This window comes from Streptomyces montanisoli (genome assembly GCF_017813245.1).
GTDB lineage: Bacteria > Actinomycetota > Actinomycetes > Streptomycetales > Streptomycetaceae > Streptomyces > Streptomyces montanisoli.
Genome location: NZ_JAGIQL010000069.1, coordinates 15,705 through 33,276, shown reverse-complemented (window position 1 = coordinate 33,276; position 17,572 = coordinate 15,705). Strand labels below are relative to the sequence as shown.

The window sequence follows — 17,572 nt, the reverse complement described above, 5'->3', positions numbered from 1 at the left end:
GGCGGCGCGGGCGGCGCGGGCGGCGCCGACGGCGCGTTGCGCGCGGAAGTCTTCGGGCTGCGCGCGAAAGCCCGCTCGCACGGCTTGATCGACTTCGCGCAGGGCATCGTCCTGGCCCGCTACCGCCTCGCGCGGCCGACCGCGGCGCTCGTGCTGCTCAAGCAGGTCTCGCAGGAGCGGAACGTGCCCCTGCGGGTCCTGGCCTCCGCCGTGGTCGCGGCCCCTGCCCCGCCCCGCGCGAGCGGTGCGTGGTTCCCCGGCCGGCGCCGTACGCCGCCCCCGGAACCCGCCTTCCTCAGCGCTCACGACGCCGCTTCCGGCGGGCGCGCCCGCGTCCTGCAGGCCGCCGTCGACGCGGCTGTGGCGCATGCCCGTTCCGACGCCGCGGCGCTGCATCTGGCCGACCCGGCGCAAGGGGGAGCCCTCGTGCTGGAGGCCCATCGCGGGCTCGGCACCGCCTACCGCGACGCCTACGCGCACATCGCGGCCGCCGGCACCGCGACCGGCACGGCCGGCACGGCCGGCACGGAAGTCACCGCTCCCGCCGTCGCCAGGGCGCAGGCCACCGGGCTGCTCGTCGCCGGCACCGAGACCGTACCGGCCTTCGCGGGCCGCCCCTCCGAGGACGACCGGTTCGGGGCGGTCCCCAACGCCGTCCACGCCGTGCCCCTCGTCCTGCCGGGCGGCCGCTGCACCGGCACGCTGTCCGTCCAGCACACGCGCGCGGACATGGAACTCGCCCCTCAGGGGGAGGCCGCCCTGCGCTCGCTGGCCTCGGACGTCGCCGCGTGGCACTCCTGGTACCAGCGGACGGTCCTCCTCGACGCCCTCGAACTCCTCCACGCGCGAGCCGCCGACCACCGCGTCTGACGCGCCCCGCACCGCGGCCGGCGGTCCGCGTCAGCCGGCGTGCGACGCGGCGGCGGAAGCGTCGGCCTCCCGGGTGGCGGCCCAGGTGGCGAGGGACCGCAGTCCCTCTTCGTCGGGCGAACCCGGTTCCGCGGTGTAGACGGTGAGGGTCAGGCCGGGTTCCGCCGCCATCTCCAGGCCCTCGTAGGCGAGGGTCAGCTCACCGACGGCCTCGTGGCGGAAGCGCTTGGTGCCGGTGCCGTGGTGGCGGACGTTGTGGGCGCCCCAGCGGGTGCGGAACTCGTCGCTGCGGGTGGACAACTCGCCGACGAGGTCGTGCAGGTCCTTGTCGTGCGGGTCGCGGCCCGCCTCGGTGCGCAGGATGGCGACGGACACGTCGGCGGCCCGGTCCCAGTCGGGGTAGAAGCGGCGGGAGGCGGGGTCGAGGAAGTTGAACCGCGCGAGGTTGGCCTGGTTGGTGGCCGGTGAGGCGTACACGTCGCTGTAGACGGCGCGGGCGAGGCGGTTCGCGGCGAGCACGTCCAGACGGCCGTTGCGGACGAAGGCGGGGCCCGCGGTGATGGCGTCCAGCGTCCACTGCAGGCTGCGGCGCGGCGTCCCCTGCCGCGTCGAGCGGCGCCGGGGGCGCGTGAGGGCGTCGGAGCCGTCGGCGGCCTGCGCGAGGTTGAGGAGATGCGCGCGCTCGGCCTCGTCGAGCCGCAGGGCGCGGGCGAGCGACTCCAGCACGGCGGGGGAGGCGCCGGCGAGGTTGCCGCGCTCCAGTTTGGCGTAGTACTCGACGCTCATGTCGGCCAGCGCCGCGACCTCGCTGCGGCGCAGGCCGGGCACGCGCCGCCTGCTGCCCGGGGGAAGCCCGGCGCGCTCGGGGGTGATCTTGGCTCGCCGCGAGGCCAGGAACTCGCGGACCTCCGCACGGTTGTCCACACCTCGACGGTACGTCCCTTTCGCGGGGGGTGGGGTGTACCGCGGGTACACCCCTCGACGGTGACTCGCCCCGCGCGCGGGGAGCGGGTTACCTGGACGACGTGGGCAGACCGTCGCGGCACCGCCGGGTGCGCGCACCGCCCGCGCCGTCGACCCGCCGCACCACCGACCCGCTCATCCGACCGGGACCAAGGAGTGACCCCATGCCCATGCCCAGGCCCATGCCCGAGCAGTCCGCCCCAGAGGAGCTGCGGGCCATCGCGCCCAAGCTCGTCGACGTCACGAACGACGTCCTCTTCGCCGACGTCTGGCAGCGCCCGGGCCTGTCGCCGCGCGACCGCAGCCTGGTGACCGTCAGCGTCCTCGCCGCCCTCTACCGCGGCGAGCAGCTGCCCTACCACCTGGGCGTCGCGCTGGAGAACGGCCTCAGCGTCGACGAGCTGTCCGAGGCCATCACCCACCTTGCCTTCTACGCCGGCTGGCCCAATGCCATGACCGCGATCACCCAGCTCAAGAAGGCGGCCGAAGCACGCGCCTCCTGAGCCGGTGCGCCTGCCCCCCGCTACACCCTCGACCGTCCCCGCACAGCACAAGGATCAGATCCCCCATGGAACACATCACGGCGACCCCCACCTCGAAGGCGCCCGCCGAGCGCTTCACCGGCGACGTCTACCTCAACCCGATCGAGGCGCCCGCGCCACCTGCCCGGCTCGCCTCCGCCCTGGTCCGCTTCACCCCGGGCGCGCGCACCAACTGGCACGCACACGCCAACGGCCAGACCCTGTACGTCACCGACGGCGTCGGCCTCGTCGGCACCCGCGACGGCAGCGTCGTACGCGTGGCCGCGGGCCAGACGGTGAAGTGCCCGCCCGCCGAGGAGCACTGGCACGGCGCCACGGACACCACGCTCATGGCCCACATCGCCATGGTCGTCGGCAACGCGGACGGCGACGGCACCACCTGGCTCCAGCCGGTCACCGACGAGACCTACGCCGACGCTCTGCGCCATACGGCGTGATCGCCGCCGGCGGACGCTGATCAACACGGTCAACTGTTCCGTCGGCCAATTTGGTGCGGGCCGGGTGGCCCGCCGGTCACCGGGGATGCGTCCGGCCCGCCTCGAAGGCAGGCAGCTCGCACGGGCCGTACAGGGCCTCGGCCTTCCCCGTCGCCAGGGCCCAGTAGCGGTCGCCGTAGGACCAGTGCCACCACTCCGTCGGGTAGTTGACGAGACCCGCTGCTTCGAGCGCCGCGCACAGCAGGTCGCGGCGGGCACGCGCCTCGGGCGTGACGGCGGCGTGCGTGTAGCAGGCGCCCGCGCTCTCCTCCGGGTCCGCGTTGACCCGGGTACCCATGTCGAGTTCGACGCCGTCCTCGGTGGCCAGCGTCAGGTCGACGGCCGCGCCCGCGCTGTGCGGGGCGATCTCCGGAGGGGAGACGTACCGGCTGGCGGCGGCGCGGACGCGATCCGCGGGCCACTCCGGGTGCGCGGCGCGCAGGCCGTCGGCGTACGCGGTGAAGTAGCGACGCTGGAGGGCCGGTGGGCGGTAGCCCTCCAGAATCAGCAGCCGTGTCCCGGCCGGGAGTTGCCGCTGCGCGGCAACGAGCCGCGCGGCGACGCCCTCGCGCAGGTACATGTACGAGTCCTGCCGCGCCTCCTCACGCCCGTCGACACGCAGCGCGCCGTCCGCGTAGGCCCGCACATCGACGAGGGGCTCGCCGCACTCGGCCGGCGGCACGGCGGCGACGCGGGGATCGGACATGAGGACGACGTCATCACCTGTCATGGCCAAGATCCTGTCAGGCGAGCCGCGACCGGGGGCCGGCTGGGCCGCCTCTCGTCGGACGCCGCAGGCCGAAGTCATGGCGTACGGACGGGGCGTCGGGGTGCCAACGGGACGGCTCGACTGGGAGGATTGAGCGTATGCCGCCTCTCACCGGGTTCAAGCACCGCGCCGTCACCGCACTGCAGCGGCGCGTCGTCAATCCGATCAACTCCCGCAATCCCGCGCAGGTGCTGCTGGAGACCACCGGCCGGGTGTCCGGGGAGCCGCGGCGTACGCCCGTGGGCGGGCGACGCGTCGGGCACGTGTTCTGGATCGTGTCGGAGCACGGCGAGCGGTCGCAGTACGTGCGCAACATCGCGGCCGATCCCCGGGTCCGCGTCCGGATCGAGGGGCGCTGGTACCCGGGGACGGCGCAGACGCTGCCCGACGACGACCCGCGCGCGCGGCTGCGGTCGCTGCCGCGCGGCAACAGCGCGGCGGTCGTGCTGTTCGGGACCGACCTGCTGACCGCACGCGTCGACCTCGACGACGACGAGCCCCGGGCGAGCTAGCGCCGCGCGTACAGGTCGCGCAGCAGCGCGATCTCCGCGCCGTGGTGCAGGAGTTCCTGGTTGACCCACCAGACGGTGTCGACGAACGGGTCCTCCGGGTCGCTGCCGTGCGGGTACGTGCTGTACCCGACGGTGTCGAGCGCCTCGTCGCCGGCGCCGAGCAGCGCCGCGCGCCAGGCCGTCGCCGCCGCGTCGAAGGCGGCGATCGCGGTGGCCGCGTCCCCCGCCGTGCGGTGATCGTCGCGGGTGAGGCGGTGCGTGCCCGCCGTGTGGTCGGCGCGGAGCGCCAGCAGCTCGGTCAGGTGCGAGAGCCGCCACGCGAGGGTGGTGAACGGCGGGCGCTGCGGGACCTCGCGGGACGCGTCGCGTCCCCACTCCCCCGCGCCGGTGAGGAAGTCGGCGCCAGCGGCGGGCCGTTCGCCGCGTCGCCGTACCGTCCAGCAGTCCGGCACGGACTGCCAGTCTCCTCGTCGGTCATCGCGGCGACGGCGACATCGGTGCCGTTCCCGCTGTCCACGACCGGGCCCGCCATCCGGCACGTCAGCCGCTCACGTCCGAAGTCGAACTGCGCGATCAGCGGGACGAGCCGCGCAGGGCGTGCGGGGCGTGCGAGGCGTGCGGGGCGTGTCGGGGACATGTTCGCAGCCTGCCACACCGCACTCGTCTCGCACCCGGACGGGTTTGACGGCGTCCTCCCGCATCTGCTTAATTAACTAATCCATTAGTGGAATGAGGTGGGGATGGTCGCGTTCCGGATCGACCGGCACAGCGGTGTCGCCACGTACCAACAGCTCATCAATCAGGTGAAGACCGCGCTGCGGCTCGGTGTGCTGCAGCCGGGTGACCAGCTGCCCACCGCACGCCAGGTGGTCGAGCAGACCGCGGTGAACCCGAACACGGTGCTGCGCGCCTACCGGGAGCTCGAACGCGAGGGCCTGGTGGATCCGCGCCCCGGCAAGGGCACGTTCGTCCGCCGCTCGCTCGCGCGGCCCGAGGCCGGCGCCGGTTCGCCGCTGCGCGCCGCCTTCGCCGCGTGGCTCGAACAGGCGAGGGCGGCCGGGCTCCAGCGCGAGGACGTGCTGGCCCTCGTCACCGACGTGCTCGACGGCGAAGCAGCAAGGGAAGAAGAGGAACAGAAGAAGTGAACTCACCCACCGCGCCCCCGGCGCTGCGGGCCACCGGTCTCGGCCGCAGGTTCCGCGGCGGCTGGGCGCTGCGGGACTGCGACATCGACATACCCGCCGGCAGCGTCACCGCGCTCGTCGGCGCCAACGGTGCCGGGAAGTCGACCCTGTTGCAGCTCGCCGCCGACCAACTGCGCCCGACCACCGGGCAGATACGCGTGTTCGGGGACGACCCCGGCTCGACCGCCTCGCGCGAGCGGCGGGCCTTCCTCGCGCAGGACAAGCCCCTCTACCCCGACCTGACCGTCGCCGAGACCCTCAGGCTCGTCCGCGAGCTCAACACCGCCTTCGACACGGAGGCCGCCGAGCGCATCGTGCGGGCCGGGAACATCCGGCCGCGCAGCCGCGTCGGGGCGCTCTCCGCCGGGCAGCGCAGCCGTGTCGCGCTCGCCACCGTCCTCGCGCGGGAGGCCGACCTGCTGCTGCTTGACGAGCCGCTCGCCGACCTCGACCCGCTGGTGCGGCACGAGATCACCGCGCTGCTGATGGCAGAGGCGGCCGAGCGGCAGCTCACCCTCGTGATCTCCTCCCACGTGCTCGCCGAGATCGAGAACGTCTGCGACCGCGTCCTGCTGCTGCACCGCGGCGAGGTCCGACTCGACGGCGACGTCCAGGAGTTGCGCGACGGGCACACGCTCGTGCGCGGCCGGGCGCACGAGGACACACCGGACGGGCTGCCACCCGCACTCGATCGCGCGGCCGTCGTCGAGTCGTCCCGCACCGGCAGGCTCGTCACCGCGCTCGTCAGCCATGTGCCGGCGACGCCTGGACAGGGCATGCCGAGCCAGGACGCACCGGGCCGCGCGGCAACCCCGTTCGTCTGGGATCAGGACCGGTGGGAGACCGCCGCACCCTCCGTCGAGGAGCTGCTGCTCGGGCGGCTGCGCGCGGCCCGCGCCGCCGATGCCGACGCCGACGCCGACGGCTACGGCGACGCCGACGGGGAACGGAGCGCGGCATGACCGGCACCCTCTGGTACGCCTGGCGCCGCCAGCGCACCCAGCTCCTCATCGGGCTCGCGCTGGTCGTGGGCTTCGCGGTGTGGGCCGCCGTCGAGCGGTCCTCGCTGCTGGCGTACATACACGGACACCACGCCCCGCTGTGCAAGGGCTGGAACGGCACGTGCAAGAACAACCCGTGGTCGCTCGGCGCGGTCTTCGACAGCACGGGACCGCTGAAGCTGGCGTGCGGGATCAGCATGGCCGTGCCCGCCCTCGTCGGTGTGTTCTGGGGCGCGCCGCTGATCGGCCGCGAGCTGGAGAGCGGCACGTACCGCTTCGCGCTCGCCCAGGGCATCGGGCCCGTACGGTGGTTCGCCGTGCGCTTCGCGGTCGCGGCCGCCTGCTCGGCGGCAGGCGCCGCCGTGCTCGCCGCGCTCGTCGCCTGGTGGTGGTCGCCCGTGTCCAACATGCTCAGCGGCCTGTACTGGCACGACGGCTACATCTACGACGCGACCGGCCCCGCCGCCGTCGCCTGCGCCCTGTTCGGCCTCGCGGCCGGTACCGCCGCTGGACTGCTGCTGCGGCGCGTGATCCCCGCGATGGCGGCGACCCTCGCGGCCCTGTTCGTCGTGCGGTTCGCGCTCTTCGCCCTCAGGCTGACGTGGCTCACACCGGTCACCAGGATCAGCCCCGGCACCCACCCCAAGCAGCTGATCGGCAGCGCCCGTTCGGCAGGGCAGTGGGGCTACATCGCCGCGAACGGCTCGTACCACGACATCAGCGCCTGCGAGTTCTCCGGCGACCGGCTGAAGAAGTGCATGGAACAGCACGACTTCGTCTCCCGCTACTACCGGGTCTTCCCGAGCCACGACTTCTGGACCAGCCAGTGGATCGCCACCGCGATCCTGCTGGTGCTCGCCGCCGCGCTGGTCGCGCTCGTCGTCGTACGCCTGCGCCGCCGCGCGCTGTGAACGCGGGCAACCTCCCCCGCCCACACGTCGAAGGGACAACCCAGCCATGCCCACCTCCCCGTCGGACAAGGCGCTTCGCCGCGACCGCACCGCACTCGCCCACAAGGTGCGCTACGCCGTGCTCAACCCCAGCCGCATCGCCCCCTACGTGCGGCGCGGCGCCCGCGACACGTGGCTGCGCCTCAAACACCCCGGCCACGTCGCCTACTACCGCGCCGTGATGGCCTCGGACACCGCGCGCAACCCGGAGGCGGCCGTCGGCAGCCGCACCCACGACCGGTGGCTCGCGCTCGGCGCCATGCAGTACGAGTACCTGCTCGGCCACGGCCTGTCCCCCGCACACCGCATGCTGGACATCGGCTGCGGCAACCTGCGGGCAGGCTGGCGCTTCATCGACCACCTGGACAGCGGGAACTACTACGGCATCGACATCTCGCCCGACATCCTCATCTCCGCGAAGCAGACGCTGACGCGCTTCCACCTCCAGGACAAGGTGCCGCACCTCACCCTCACCCAGGACCTGACGCTCGACTTCCTGCCCGCCGGGCACTTCGACGTCGTGCACGCGCACAGTGTGTTCTCGCACTCGCCGCTCGACGTCATCGACGAGTGCCTCTCGCACGTCGGCAGGGTGCTGCGGCCCGGCGGCTTCTTCGACTTCACCTTCGACCGCACGGAGGGCGACGAGCACCAGGTGCTGCGGGAGGACTTCTACTACCGCACGGAAACACTGATCGCGCTCGCGGAGAAGCGCGGGCTGCACGGGCGGTTCATGGACGACTGGGAGACGCGCGAGCACGGGCAGTCGAAGATACGGGTCAGTGCGGAGCCCTTCGCGTCCTGAACGCGCGGCGCGCGCCGGACGCCCAGCCGGACGTGCCGTGCGCCGAGCCGGACGCGCCTGACGCGCCGGACCCGCGCGACGCCGCGCCCGACTCCGCCGCGCCCGGGCCCGCCCCGGCCGCTTCGCCCGGCACGAGGTGGGCCGGGCGGCCGCCCGGGTGCCGCAGCGAGACGAAGAACGCCACCGCGAGGCACGCGGCCATGCAGTAGAAGACCACGCGGTTGGCCTCGGCGAAGTCCATGCGGATCGACCCCGCCGCGTCCCGTACGGCGCTGGAGACGGCCCCGCTGCCGCTGGGCGCACGGCTGTCGCCCTGGCCCGTCACGGACTGGGCGACGTGCCGCGCGGCATCGTGCGCCGCGGCGGCCGGCACGCCGCGGCCGTGCAGTGTGTCGTAGACCCTGCTGGTGGTGGTGTGCGTGAGCACCGTCCCGAAGACGGCGAGCCCCACACTGGCCGCGTAGTTGCGCACGGTCTGCGAGATGCCGGTGACCTCGCCGTACGAGGCGTCGATCGCGCGGTTGACCGCGTCCGTCGAGGCCGGGGCGAGGATGAAGCCGATGCCCGCGCCCGCGAGCGCCACGTACGGCCACTGGTCGTGCATCGACAGGGACGTCGCCTTTCCCGCCCACAGCGCGAACCCCACGGCCCCGACGATCGAACCGATCCTCATCGCCGGGCGCGCGCCCTGCTTGTCGAGGATCCTGCCGCCCCACTGCGAGGCGACGGCGAAGCCGACGAAGAAGTACAGCAGGAACAGGGCGGCCTGGTTCGGGGACGCGCTCAGCGACACCTGCGCATAGACCGACGCGAAGAAGAACACCGGGACGAACGCGAGCATCGCGAAGAACAGCACGACCATGTCGACGGTGAACGCGCGGTCCTTGAAGACCGCCAGCCTGATCAGCGGGTGCGCGCGCGTTCGTTCGTAGCGCACGAACACCGCGAGGACGGCCAGGCCGCCCACGACACACCCCCACGTGGCGGCCGACGCCCACCCCCACGCCGACGCCTGCATGAAGCCGAACACACTGAGCGCCAGGCCGATCGCGACCAGCGCCGCGCCCGTCACGTCCACCCGCTCCCGGCGGCGCACGTTCGGCACCCTCGCCAGCCCCACGAGCACCAGCGCGACCACCGCGATCGGCACGTTGACCCAGAAGACGGCGCGCCACGTCCAGTCGGTCAGCCAGCCGCCGAGCAGCGGTCCCACCGCCGTCAGCGCACCCGACAGGCCGAAGAACAGGGCCAGCGCCCGCCCGCGCCGCCCGGCGGGGAACGCCTCCACGACGACGGCGAGCGCGGCGGGGAACATCAGGGCCGCGCCGAGCCCCTGCGTCGCGCGGAAGATCACCAGCCAGGCCTGTGCGAAGCCACCGCTCGGCACCACACCGCACAGCACCGACGACACCACGAAGACCAGCGTGCCGATCACCATCATCAGGCGGTGGCCGAAGATGTCGGCCAGCCTGCCGCCGAGCGCGAAGAACGCCGCCAGGGCCAGCAGGTAGGCGTTGATCACCCACTGCATGCCCGACGAGGACAGGCTCAGCTCCCGCACGATGTCGGGCGCCGCGATCGACACGATGGTCTGGTCGATGAACGTCATCGCGACGGCGAACAGCATCGCCGCCAGTGTGAGTGTCTGGCGGGCGGCGGGGCCGCCGCCCGCCGATGTCAGCGGGCGCTCGGGCGCCTCACGGCTGCTCATGCGGACCATGCTCCCCCGCGCCCCGCCGCCCCGCACCTCAAGCGCGCCTACGCGCGCGCGGCGCCCGCCTTCCCGCGCCGCCGGCGCCTCGGCTCCTGGTCGGGCAGCCAGCCGAACGCCAGCGAACTGCCCACGAGGCCGAGCAGCATGCCGACGACGAAGCCGCCGAGGTTGGACGTGACCCACGTGCCGAGTGAGCACAGCACCGAGATCACCGAGTAGAACAGCCGGTGCATCGGGTTGAAGATGATCAGCAGCCCGCAGATCGCGACCACGGCGGGCAGCAGGTACCCGGCGAGCGACTCCGCGCCCGCGTGCAGGACGACGGAGATGTTGGCGCGCTCGCTGAGCAGCGTCTCGCACCCGCCGAGCAGGACGCACAGCCCGCCCCAGAAGGGCCGCCTGCGCCGCCACCCGCGAAAGCCCCGCTGCCTCTCGGCGGGCACGGCAGGCACGGCAGGCACGGCGGGCACGGCAGCGGGCACGGCGTGGGCCGTGGGGGCGGCGGGCTCAGCCGGGGCAGCGGGCCCAGCCGGGGCGGCGTGCGGCACGGCGGCCGGGGACGGGTCCCCGGCCGGCCGCTCGCCGGGCTCGGACGCCACGCTCAGCAGCCCTTCTTCGAGAAGCTCATGTGCAGCCCGGGCAGGGTGAACTTCGAGGCCGTCGTGGCGTAGTTGGTCTGCCTGAAGCTGTTCAGGGTGACCGTGTCGGCCTGCTGCCCGAACACCCCGAGCGGCCCCTTGACCGGCGGCTTGTCGAACGTCGAGGCGTCGCCGCCGATCTCGATGTTGTCGAACGACGCGAGCTTGCCCGCGATGTCCGTCGAGTCCGTCGTCAACGCGTCCGCGTGCACCGGGTTGTTCGGGTCGGCGCCGGCCGTGATGTGCAGGTACACACCGCCGAGCGCCACGCTCTGGCACAGGTTGGTGATGTCGGCCTTGCGGATGGCGGTGACGATCGTGAGGACCTGGCCCCCCGTGTCACCCGCGTTGGGGCTGCCGGGCGCCATCTGGTCGAGGCCGCCGAACTGGCCGAAACCGGTGCCCGTCAGCTTGTCGCCGCGCACCACGAACGGCATGCCCGATATCGCGAACTGCGCCGCCAGGGCGCCCTGCGCGGTGAGCACCACCATCGTGGCGGCTATCGCGGCGGCGGGCACCCCCATCACGGCCGCCCTGCGCAGGCGCACCCTGCCCCTGCGGGCGGGCGGCGGCGCGAGGGCGGTGGCACCCTCGCCTTCGAGTCTGTCTGGTCCTTCGGAGATGGCCATGAATGAGGCTCCTTGAACACGCTGACGATCGCGGAACGACGTGCGTCGGCTTCGCCCTGGCGCGGACCGCTCCCCGCGTCCACCGGTGGCATCCCCAGGGGGCACTGCCACTTCAGAAGCCGGCGGCGCGGCCACGGGAGCACTTCGGAAGTTACCCCCAGGTACACCCCCGGTCAACGGTCCTGTGAAAAAGAGGTGCCCTTTGTGTGTGCAACGCCTGTTCAGACGTCAACACGGCTGTCAGTCACGGCACTTCGTGGGCAGCTCGGGCGCCGAACGGCGCGAGCACCACGCACAGGAGCGTCGGCAGCAGGTCCGGCAGCGTGTGCGCGGCGCCCTGCGAGATGCGCCGGTACAACGCCAGGTGGACGGCCCCGATCACCGCGTCCACCAGCTCCTCACCGACCACCCCGGGCGGCGCGGGCGGCGCCTCGTCGAAGAACGTACGGAAGCTGCGCAGCAGCACCTCGCGCTCGGCGCGCCCCGCGCCGCCGATGCCCTCGACCTCCACCAGCATCGCGGCGAACGCGGGCGTGCCCGCCAGGATGGCCAGCAGCTCGGCGAGCGCCGCGCGCACGGCGGCCGGCCAGTCGCCGCCGCTCCCGGCGCGCCGGTGCTCCTGCTCCATGGCCTGCACGACGAGGCGCACCCCCGAGCGGTACGCGGCGAGCACCGCGTCCTCCTTGCCCGCGAACTGCTCGTAGAACACGGGCCTGGTCACACCGGCCGCCCGGCAGATGTCACTGATCCGCGCACCGGCATACCCCTTTTCGGCCACGGTGCGGGCGATCCCGTCGAGGAGCCGGTCGCGCTGGGTGGCGGCCACCAGCTCAGCCGGTGTACGCCGAGGTCCCGGCCTGATCGACCGCTCGGGTTCGCGGCCCGTGCGGGCACCCGGCAGCAGCGGCCGCCGCTTGTGGTCCTGGGCGATTTCCATGGCCACATCCTTACCAACGGCCGCCCCTTCAGGCCCCGTACGGTTGACGCCTCCACCGCGCCGGGTTTACAACCCTCTTGGGTTTCCCTCTCGCCGTGACGCGTCACGGCACGCGGAACGCACGAGGGCCGGGGCCCGGGACGGGTCCGTGGCGCCGGACCCGTTTCCCCCAATCCCCCACCACACACCCGGCCTCGCTCTCCGCCGGACTTGTCGGGTCCGCGCCGCACGTCGCACACGCACGTCGCACGTCCATACCGTCCGTTCGACACAAGGGACTTCATCATGGGCAAGCGCACTCTCCTCGCCACCGCCGGCGTCTCCGCCGCCGCGGCGCTCCTCGCCGCCGCCCCCGCCTTCGCGGCGGGCGCGGGGGCCGGCTCCGTGCTCACGTACGGCAGCGCGGGCGGAACCGCCGTCGCCACCGGCGACGTGCTCACCGCCGCACTCGCGCCCGGCGCGAAGGCCGTCATCGCGACGACCTCGGGCGGCAGCACCGGCATCACCTGCACCAGCTCGACGTTCACCGCGTCCGTCACGGGCAACCCGGCCGCGCCCGGCACGGCGACCGAGTCCGTCACCGACCACACCTTCGGCGGCTGCACGACCAACGTGCTCGGCGCGACGGGCGTGCAGAGCATCACCGTGGGCAACCTGCCCTTCGCCTCGACGGCCACCTCGGCGGGCGCGCTCGACGTGGCCGCGGGCAGCGCGGGCCCGATCACGACGACGCTGAAGCTCAACACGGTGCTGGGCTCGATCACCTGCGTCTACACCTCGACGGGGCTGAGCGGCACGACGTCCAACACCGGCAACACGATCACCTTCGCCAATCAGCACTTCGCGAAGACGACGGGGTCGGGCCTCTGCCCGTCGAACGGCTACTTCTCGGCGACGTACGGCCCCGTGCAGGACACCAGCGTGTCCGGCAGCCCGTCGGTGTTCGTCAACTGAGGCATCGACCGGGGCTTCAACTGAGGCCTCAACTGGGGCCTTTCCACGGGCCGATGACGGCGGCCGTGCACCGCGCGGCCGCCGTCAGGCCTCGTTCTCGCCGGTGAGGTGGGTGAAGGCGGCGAGGTTGCGGGTCGACTCGCCGCGCGACACACGCCAGGCGTACTCCTTGCGGATCGCCTCGGCGAAGCCCAGCTCGAGCAGTGTGTTGAACGAGCCGTCGGCCTCTTCGAGCACCGCGCCGAGCAGCCGGTCGAGCTCGTCCTCGGTGACGGCGGCGAGCGGCAGCCTGGCCGTCAGGTAGACGTCACCCAGCCGGTCGATCGCGTAACTCACGCCGTACAGACGGAGGTTGCGCTCCAGCAGCCAGCGGTGGACGCGGTCGGCCCGCTCGTCGGGGTGGCGGACGACGAAGGCGTTCAGGGAGAGGGAGTGCCGGCCGACGCGCAGCGAGCACGTCGTGGACAGCTTGCGCGTGCCGGGCAGTGTCACCACGTACGAGCCCGGCTCGGGCGACTCCCACGTGACGCCGGTGCGCGCATGGCCGGCGGCGTCCGTACCATCGCGTCCGCCGTTCGCGTCCGCTTCCGCGTCCCTGAGTCCTTCGAGGGCGCGCTCGACGACGCGCGCGGCCTCCTCGGTCGCCGTCGCCGCGCTCCCTGCGGCCCTGCCGCGCTGCGCGTCACCCATGCGGCGAGCGTACGCGACGTCGGTGTTCCTGCAGGGCAGCGGTGTAGGTGTCGGCGGTGGCGCGCGCCGCCGTGTCCCAGCCGAAGCGCCGCGCGTGCCCGGCCGCCGCCGTGCCCATCTCGTCCACCAGGCCGGGGCGGTCGATGAAGCGCCGCAGCGCATCCGCGTACGCGGCGGGGTCGTGGCCCGGGATGAGGAAGCCCGTCGTGCCGTCCCGCACGGCCACCGGCAGGCCGCCGACGCCGGCGGCGACGACGGGCGTGCCCGTCGCCTGCGCCTCGATCGCGACCAGGCCGAACGACTCGCTGTACGACGGCATGACCAGCACCGACGCGGCACGGAACCAGTCCGCGAGCCGGTCCTGCCCCACCGGCGGCACGAACCGCACCAGATCGGCGATGCCCAGCCTGGCGGCGAGCTTCTGCAGCTCCTCGGGCTTCGCGAGCCCGCTGCCGCTCGGCCCGCCGACCACCGGCACGACCATCCGGCCGCGCAGCGACGGCGCCCGGTCCACCAGCAGCCCCACGGCGCGCAGCAGGACGTCCGGAGCCTTCAGCGGCTGGATGCGGCCGGCGAACAGCGGCACGAACGCGTCCGCGGGCAGGCCGAGCCTGGCACGTGCGGCGGCGCGGCCGTCGCCCGGCCGGAAGCGGTCCAGGTTGACGCCGGGGTGCACGACGGCCGTGCGCGAGGGGTCCGCGTCGTAGAAGCGGACGAGCTCGCCCGCCTCCTCGTCGGTGTTGGCGATCAGGCGGTCGGCGGCGCGTACGACCTGCGTCTCGCCGATGACGCGGGCCGGGGGCTCTGGGGTGTCGCCCTCGGCGAGCGCCGCGTTCTTCACCTTCGCCATGGTGTGCATGGCGTGCACGAGCGGCACGCGCCAGCGCTCGGCGGCCAGCCAGCCGACGTGCCCGGACAGCCAGTAGTGCGAGTGCACCAGGTCGTAGTGGCCGGGCCGGTGCCCGGCCCACGCCTGCATCACGCCGTGCGTGAACGCGCACAGCTGCGCGGGCAGGTCCTCCTTGGACAGCCCCTCGTAGGGGCCGGCGTCCACATGGCGCACGAGCACGCCGGGCGCGAGCTCCACGGCGGGGCTGAGCCCGCCGGTGGTGGCGCGCGTGAAGATCTCCACCTCGATGTCGATGGCGGCGAGGCGCTTCGCCAGCTCCACGATGTAGACGTTCATCCCGCCCGCGTCGCCCGTGCCCGGCTGGTGCAGCGGCGAGGTGTGGACGCTGAGCATGGCGACGCGGCGAGGCCTCCGGCGCTGTCCGGGGAACCTGAGCCTGGGGGGCGGTACCGTGCCCTTGATCCTGGACACGTACTGGCTCACGTCGACGGTCCTCTCGCTCGGGGCACTCGGCACGGCGCTCGCGCGTCACGCGCGTCGGGTACATCTCGCACGTCACGTCGGCGCCGTGGGCAGGCGGGTGCCCGCCGTCAGCCTCCGTGGAACAGCGGAACGAGCCCTTTCATTTCCGCTTTGCCAAAAGATTGCCCACACGTCCGCGTGTCTTCAGCCTTTCCGGCGTCCGCCGCGTCCGCCGCCTCCGCCTTGCCGCCGCGTCCGCCTTGCTGCCGCGTCCGCCGCCTCCGCCTTGCCGCCGCGTCCGCCGCGTCCGCGCGGCGCTCGCCCGGGCTCGCCACCCTCGTCACGCTCGGTAGGCTCGCCCCATGCCGTCGCCCCGCCCGCACCCCCGCCCCGTGGGCGCCGCGACGCGAGGCACCACCCACCGCAACCGGCTGCGCCGCATGGACCGCTGGATCGCCGCGTGCCACGGCCGGGCCCTGCGCTCGGCCGGTGACCCGTCTGTCGTCGACCTCGGCTACGGGGCCGCGCCGTGGACGGCCGTCGAGCTGCTGGCCCGGCTGCGCGCCGTGGCGCCGCGCACGGAAGTCACCGGCGTGGAGATCGACCCGTCCAGGGTCGCGGCCGCGCTCCCGTACGAGCGCCCCGGCCTGCGCTTCCTGCACGGCGGCTTCGAGATCCCGCTGCCCGGCGGCCGGCGCCCCCTGCTGATCCGGGCGGCGAACGTGCTGCGCCAGTACCCGGAGGACGAGGTGCCGGCGGCCTGGGCCCGCCTGACCGCGCGCCTCGCGCCCGGCGGGCTGCTGGTGGAGGGCACCTGCGACGAGATCGGCCGGCGGCACGTGTGGGTCGCGCTCGGCCCCGAGGGGCCACGTACCGTCACGTTCGCCGCGCGGCTGCGCGGCCTCGACCGCCCGTCCGACCTCGCGGAGCGGCTCCCGAAGGCGCTCATCCACCGCAACGTGCCGGGCGAGCCGGTGCACGCCTTCCTGCGCGACTTCGACCGCGCCTGGGCGTCGGCCGCCGCGTACGCGCCGCTCGGTGCGCGGCAGCGCTGGCTCACCGCCGTACGCGAACTCGCCGCCGACTGGCCGGTGATGGCGGACCCGCGGCGCATGCGCCAGGGCGAGGTGACGGTGCGCTGGCAGGCGCTCGCACCGCGCGGGGTCTGACGGGCGCGGGGCTGACCGGCACGGGGCCGTCGCATGAGGCCATTGCGCGGGGAGGGGAACCCGGGCGAGGATCGGTGCGTCCCATGCGCGGAAGCGCGCGCCGCCGACCGTGGCGCATGTGGAGAACTGACGTGACGTGGGGGGCTCGTGAGCCGTAGGAGACCGGGAAGAGCCGGAAGATCCGGAAGGACCGGGAGTCCGGGAAGAACTGGGGGGACGTCGTGAGTCGTCGACGCTGTGTGGCCGCCGCGATCACGCTGGTGTGCGCGCTCGGCCTGTACGCGGCGCCCGTGGCGACCGCGTCCCGCGCGTACGCGGCGCCCAAGCCGGGGCCCGGCGGCGGCCCTTCGCTGCCCGCGCAGGACTACCGCTCGCCGGTCGCGCCGCCACCCGTCGAACTGCCGCCAGGCGCGGCCGGCCACGGCACGAACTCCCCGGGCACCGCCTCGGGCACCGCCCCCGGCACCACCTCGGACTCGTCGCTCGACAAGGTTCGGCAGCGCATCGACAGCCTCTACCAGCAGGCGGGTTCGGCCACGGACGCCTACAACCTCGCCACCGAGCGCGCGTCCGAGCAGAAGGACCAGATGGCACGCACGGCCGCGGCGCTCGTCGCGGGCCGCACGCGGATCGCCGCGCTGAAGAAGCAGGCCGGGGCCGCGGCACGCGCCCAGTACCGCAACGGCGGCCTGCCGACCTCGGCGCGCCTCGCCCTCACCACCGATCCGCAGTCCTTCCTCGACGGCCTCGGGCATGCGGAGGCCGAACAGAAGGCGACGAACCAGCTGATCAAGCAGATGACCGACGCCCAGGCCGACTTGACGACCTACGCGCAGGACGCGGGCGCGAACTGGAAGAAGCTCAAGAAGAGCCGGCAGGCCACGGCGGAGAACAAGAAGGAGATCAAGCAGAAGATCTCCGACGCGAAACGGCTCGAGTCGGGTCTCGCCGCGAGTCAGCGGGCGCGCCTGGCCGAGCTGGAGAAGGACGCGGCCGCGACGGCCCAGACGACCTGGCTGAACTCGTCGGCGCCCGGCGACATGAACCGGGCACCGAGCGCGTCCGGCGCGAAGGCGCTCGCCTTCGCCACGGCGCAGCTGGGCAAGCCGTACGTGTGGGGGGCCGAGGGGCCCGACACGTACGACTGCTCGGGGCTGACGTCGCAGGCGTGGGCGGCGGCGGGGACACACATACCGCGCACGTCGCAGGAGCAGTGGCGGCTGCTGCCGCACGTCGCCGTCGCCGACATGCGCCCCGGCGACCTGATCATCTACTACAAGGACGCCAGCCACGTGGCGATGTACGCGGGCGCCGGCGAGATCATCCAGGCGCCGAGACCAGGCAAGGACGTGATGGTGTCCAAGGCGGGCACGATGCCGGTGCTCGGCGTCGTACGGCCGGACGAGGGAGCGCCGCCGCTCGCGTGACGCCCAACGGCCCCTGCGTGACGGGCGTGT

The 17,572-nt window shown here is 73.6% G+C and carries 19 protein-coding genes and 1 pseudogene; 11 read left to right on the top strand and 9 right to left on the bottom strand.

All coding sequences use genetic code 11. The annotated features are described in order from the left end of the window. Positions 1 to 870, top strand: an 870-nt coding sequence (locus tag JFN87_RS17940; RefSeq protein ID WP_209341107.1) for an ANTAR domain-containing protein, incomplete at its 5' end; no start/stop codon positions are given. Positions 871 to 900: 30 nt separating this feature from the next. Here the strand turns inward: JFN87_RS17940 and JFN87_RS17935 are convergent. Continuing rightward, positions 901 to 1,794 (bottom strand): helix-turn-helix transcriptional regulator, encoded by an 894-nt coding sequence (locus JFN87_RS17935; RefSeq protein WP_209341106.1) that lies wholly within the window; start codon positions 1,792 to 1,794, stop codon positions 901 to 903. 221 nt (positions 1,795 to 2,015) lie between these two features. Between JFN87_RS17935 and JFN87_RS17930 the strand changes: the two genes are divergently transcribed. Further along, positions 2,016 to 2,336, top strand: a complete 321-nt coding sequence (locus JFN87_RS17930; protein WP_209341110.1) for a carboxymuconolactone decarboxylase family protein — start codon at positions 2,016 to 2,018, stop codon at positions 2,334 to 2,336. A gap of 65 nt (positions 2,337 to 2,401) precedes the next feature. Further along, positions 2,402 to 2,812, top strand: coding sequence for a (R)-mandelonitrile lyase (locus JFN87_RS17925; RefSeq protein ID WP_209341105.1), 411 nt, complete (start codon positions 2,402 to 2,404; stop codon positions 2,810 to 2,812). A gap of 76 nt (positions 2,813 to 2,888) precedes the next feature. Here the strand turns inward: JFN87_RS17925 and JFN87_RS17920 are convergent, their stop codons facing one another. After that, complete coding sequence (locus JFN87_RS17920) at positions 2,889 to 3,581, bottom strand: M15 family metallopeptidase (protein WP_209341104.1); 693 nt, start codon at positions 3,579 to 3,581, stop codon at positions 2,889 to 2,891. Between the two features lie 137 nt (positions 3,582 to 3,718). Here JFN87_RS17920 and JFN87_RS17915 point away from each other — a divergent pair, with 137 nt between their 5' ends. Further along, positions 3,719 to 4,132 (top strand): nitroreductase/quinone reductase family protein, encoded by a 414-nt coding sequence (locus JFN87_RS17915; RefSeq protein WP_209341103.1) that lies wholly within the window; start codon positions 3,719 to 3,721, stop codon positions 4,130 to 4,132. On the opposite strand, the pseudogene JFN87_RS17910 reads toward JFN87_RS17915, so the two are convergent. Continuing rightward, a pseudogene (locus tag JFN87_RS17910) lies at positions 4,129 to 4,769 on the bottom strand (DinB family protein). The gene JFN87_RS17915 and the pseudogene JFN87_RS17910 sit on opposite strands and share 4 nt — an antisense overlap. A gap of 103 nt (positions 4,770 to 4,872) precedes the next feature. On the opposite strand from JFN87_RS17910, the gene JFN87_RS17905 reads away from it, so the two are divergent. From JFN87_RS17905 to JFN87_RS17890, 4 genes are read left to right on the top strand one after another with little or no spacing between them, the layout of a single operon-like run. Beyond that, a complete protein-coding gene (locus JFN87_RS17905) occupies positions 4,873 to 5,277 on the top strand; it encodes a GntR family transcriptional regulator (protein ID WP_209341102.1) in 405 nt (134 codons plus the stop codon). Next, a complete protein-coding gene (locus tag JFN87_RS17900) occupies positions 5,274 to 6,278 on the top strand; it encodes an ABC transporter ATP-binding protein (RefSeq protein WP_209341101.1) in 1,005 nt (334 codons plus the stop codon). Before JFN87_RS17905 ends, JFN87_RS17900 begins: the two co-directional genes overlap by 4 nt. Then, positions 6,275 to 7,228: an ABC-2 membrane transporter-related protein gene (locus JFN87_RS17895; RefSeq protein ID WP_209341100.1), complete on the top strand. Its 954-nt coding sequence runs from the start codon at positions 6,275 to 6,277 to the stop codon at positions 7,226 to 7,228. The genes JFN87_RS17900 and JFN87_RS17895 overlap by 4 nt, the downstream gene beginning before the upstream one ends. A 46-nt stretch (positions 7,229 to 7,274) precedes the next feature. Then, positions 7,275 to 8,072, top strand: a complete 798-nt coding sequence (locus tag JFN87_RS17890; RefSeq protein WP_209341099.1) for a class I SAM-dependent methyltransferase — start codon at positions 7,275 to 7,277, stop codon at positions 8,070 to 8,072. Here the strand turns inward: JFN87_RS17890 and JFN87_RS17885 are convergent. The 4 genes from JFN87_RS17885 to JFN87_RS17870 form a co-directional block, all read right to left on the bottom strand. Further along, a complete protein-coding gene (locus JFN87_RS17885; RefSeq protein WP_209341098.1) occupies positions 8,047 to 9,783 on the bottom strand; it encodes an MFS transporter in 1,737 nt (578 codons plus the stop codon). The two genes, JFN87_RS17890 and JFN87_RS17885, sit on opposite strands and share 26 nt — an antisense overlap. Before the next feature lie 47 nt (positions 9,784 to 9,830). Beyond that, positions 9,831 to 10,385, bottom strand: coding sequence for a DUF6114 domain-containing protein (locus JFN87_RS17880; protein ID WP_372449247.1), 555 nt, complete (start codon positions 10,383 to 10,385; stop codon positions 9,831 to 9,833). A 2-nt stretch (positions 10,386 to 10,387) separates the two neighbouring features. Next, on the bottom strand, positions 10,388 to 11,053 hold the full coding sequence (locus JFN87_RS17875) for a DUF6230 family protein (RefSeq protein ID WP_209341097.1): 666 nt from the start codon (positions 11,051 to 11,053) through the stop codon (positions 10,388 to 10,390). Positions 11,054 to 11,297: 244 nt separating this feature from the next. Beyond that, a complete protein-coding gene (locus JFN87_RS17870; protein ID WP_209341096.1) occupies positions 11,298 to 11,990 on the bottom strand; it encodes a TetR/AcrR family transcriptional regulator in 693 nt (230 codons plus the stop codon). Positions 11,991 to 12,275: 285 nt separating this feature from the next. Between JFN87_RS17870 and JFN87_RS17865 the strand changes: the two genes are divergently transcribed. After that, positions 12,276 to 12,944, top strand: coding sequence for a Tat pathway signal sequence domain protein (locus tag JFN87_RS17865; protein WP_209341095.1), 669 nt, complete (start codon positions 12,276 to 12,278; stop codon positions 12,942 to 12,944). An 84-nt stretch (positions 12,945 to 13,028) separates the two neighbouring features. Here the strand turns inward: JFN87_RS17865 and JFN87_RS17860 are convergent, their stop codons facing one another. After that, on the bottom strand, positions 13,029 to 13,634 hold the full coding sequence (locus JFN87_RS17860; protein WP_209341094.1) for a type III secretion system chaperone family protein: 606 nt from the start codon (positions 13,632 to 13,634) through the stop codon (positions 13,029 to 13,031). After that, entirely contained in the window at positions 13,627 to 14,967 is a 1,341-nt protein-coding gene (gene mshA / locus JFN87_RS17855; protein WP_209341093.1) for a D-inositol-3-phosphate glycosyltransferase, read from the bottom strand. The genes JFN87_RS17860 and mshA overlap by 8 nt, the downstream gene beginning before the upstream one ends. 341 nt (positions 14,968 to 15,308) lie before the next feature. Here mshA and JFN87_RS17850 point away from each other — a divergent pair, with 341 nt between their 5' ends. Together JFN87_RS17850 and JFN87_RS17845 are read left to right on the top strand one after the other, a co-directional pair. Continuing rightward, positions 15,309 to 16,115, top strand: coding sequence for a class I SAM-dependent methyltransferase (locus JFN87_RS17850; protein WP_209341092.1), 807 nt, complete (start codon positions 15,309 to 15,311; stop codon positions 16,113 to 16,115). A 221-nt stretch (positions 16,116 to 16,336) separates the two neighbouring features. Continuing rightward, on the top strand, positions 16,337 to 17,542 hold the full coding sequence (locus JFN87_RS17845) for a C40 family peptidase (protein WP_209341091.1): 1,206 nt from the start codon (positions 16,337 to 16,339) through the stop codon (positions 17,540 to 17,542). The last annotated feature ends 30 nt before the right edge of the window (positions 17,543 to 17,572 follow it).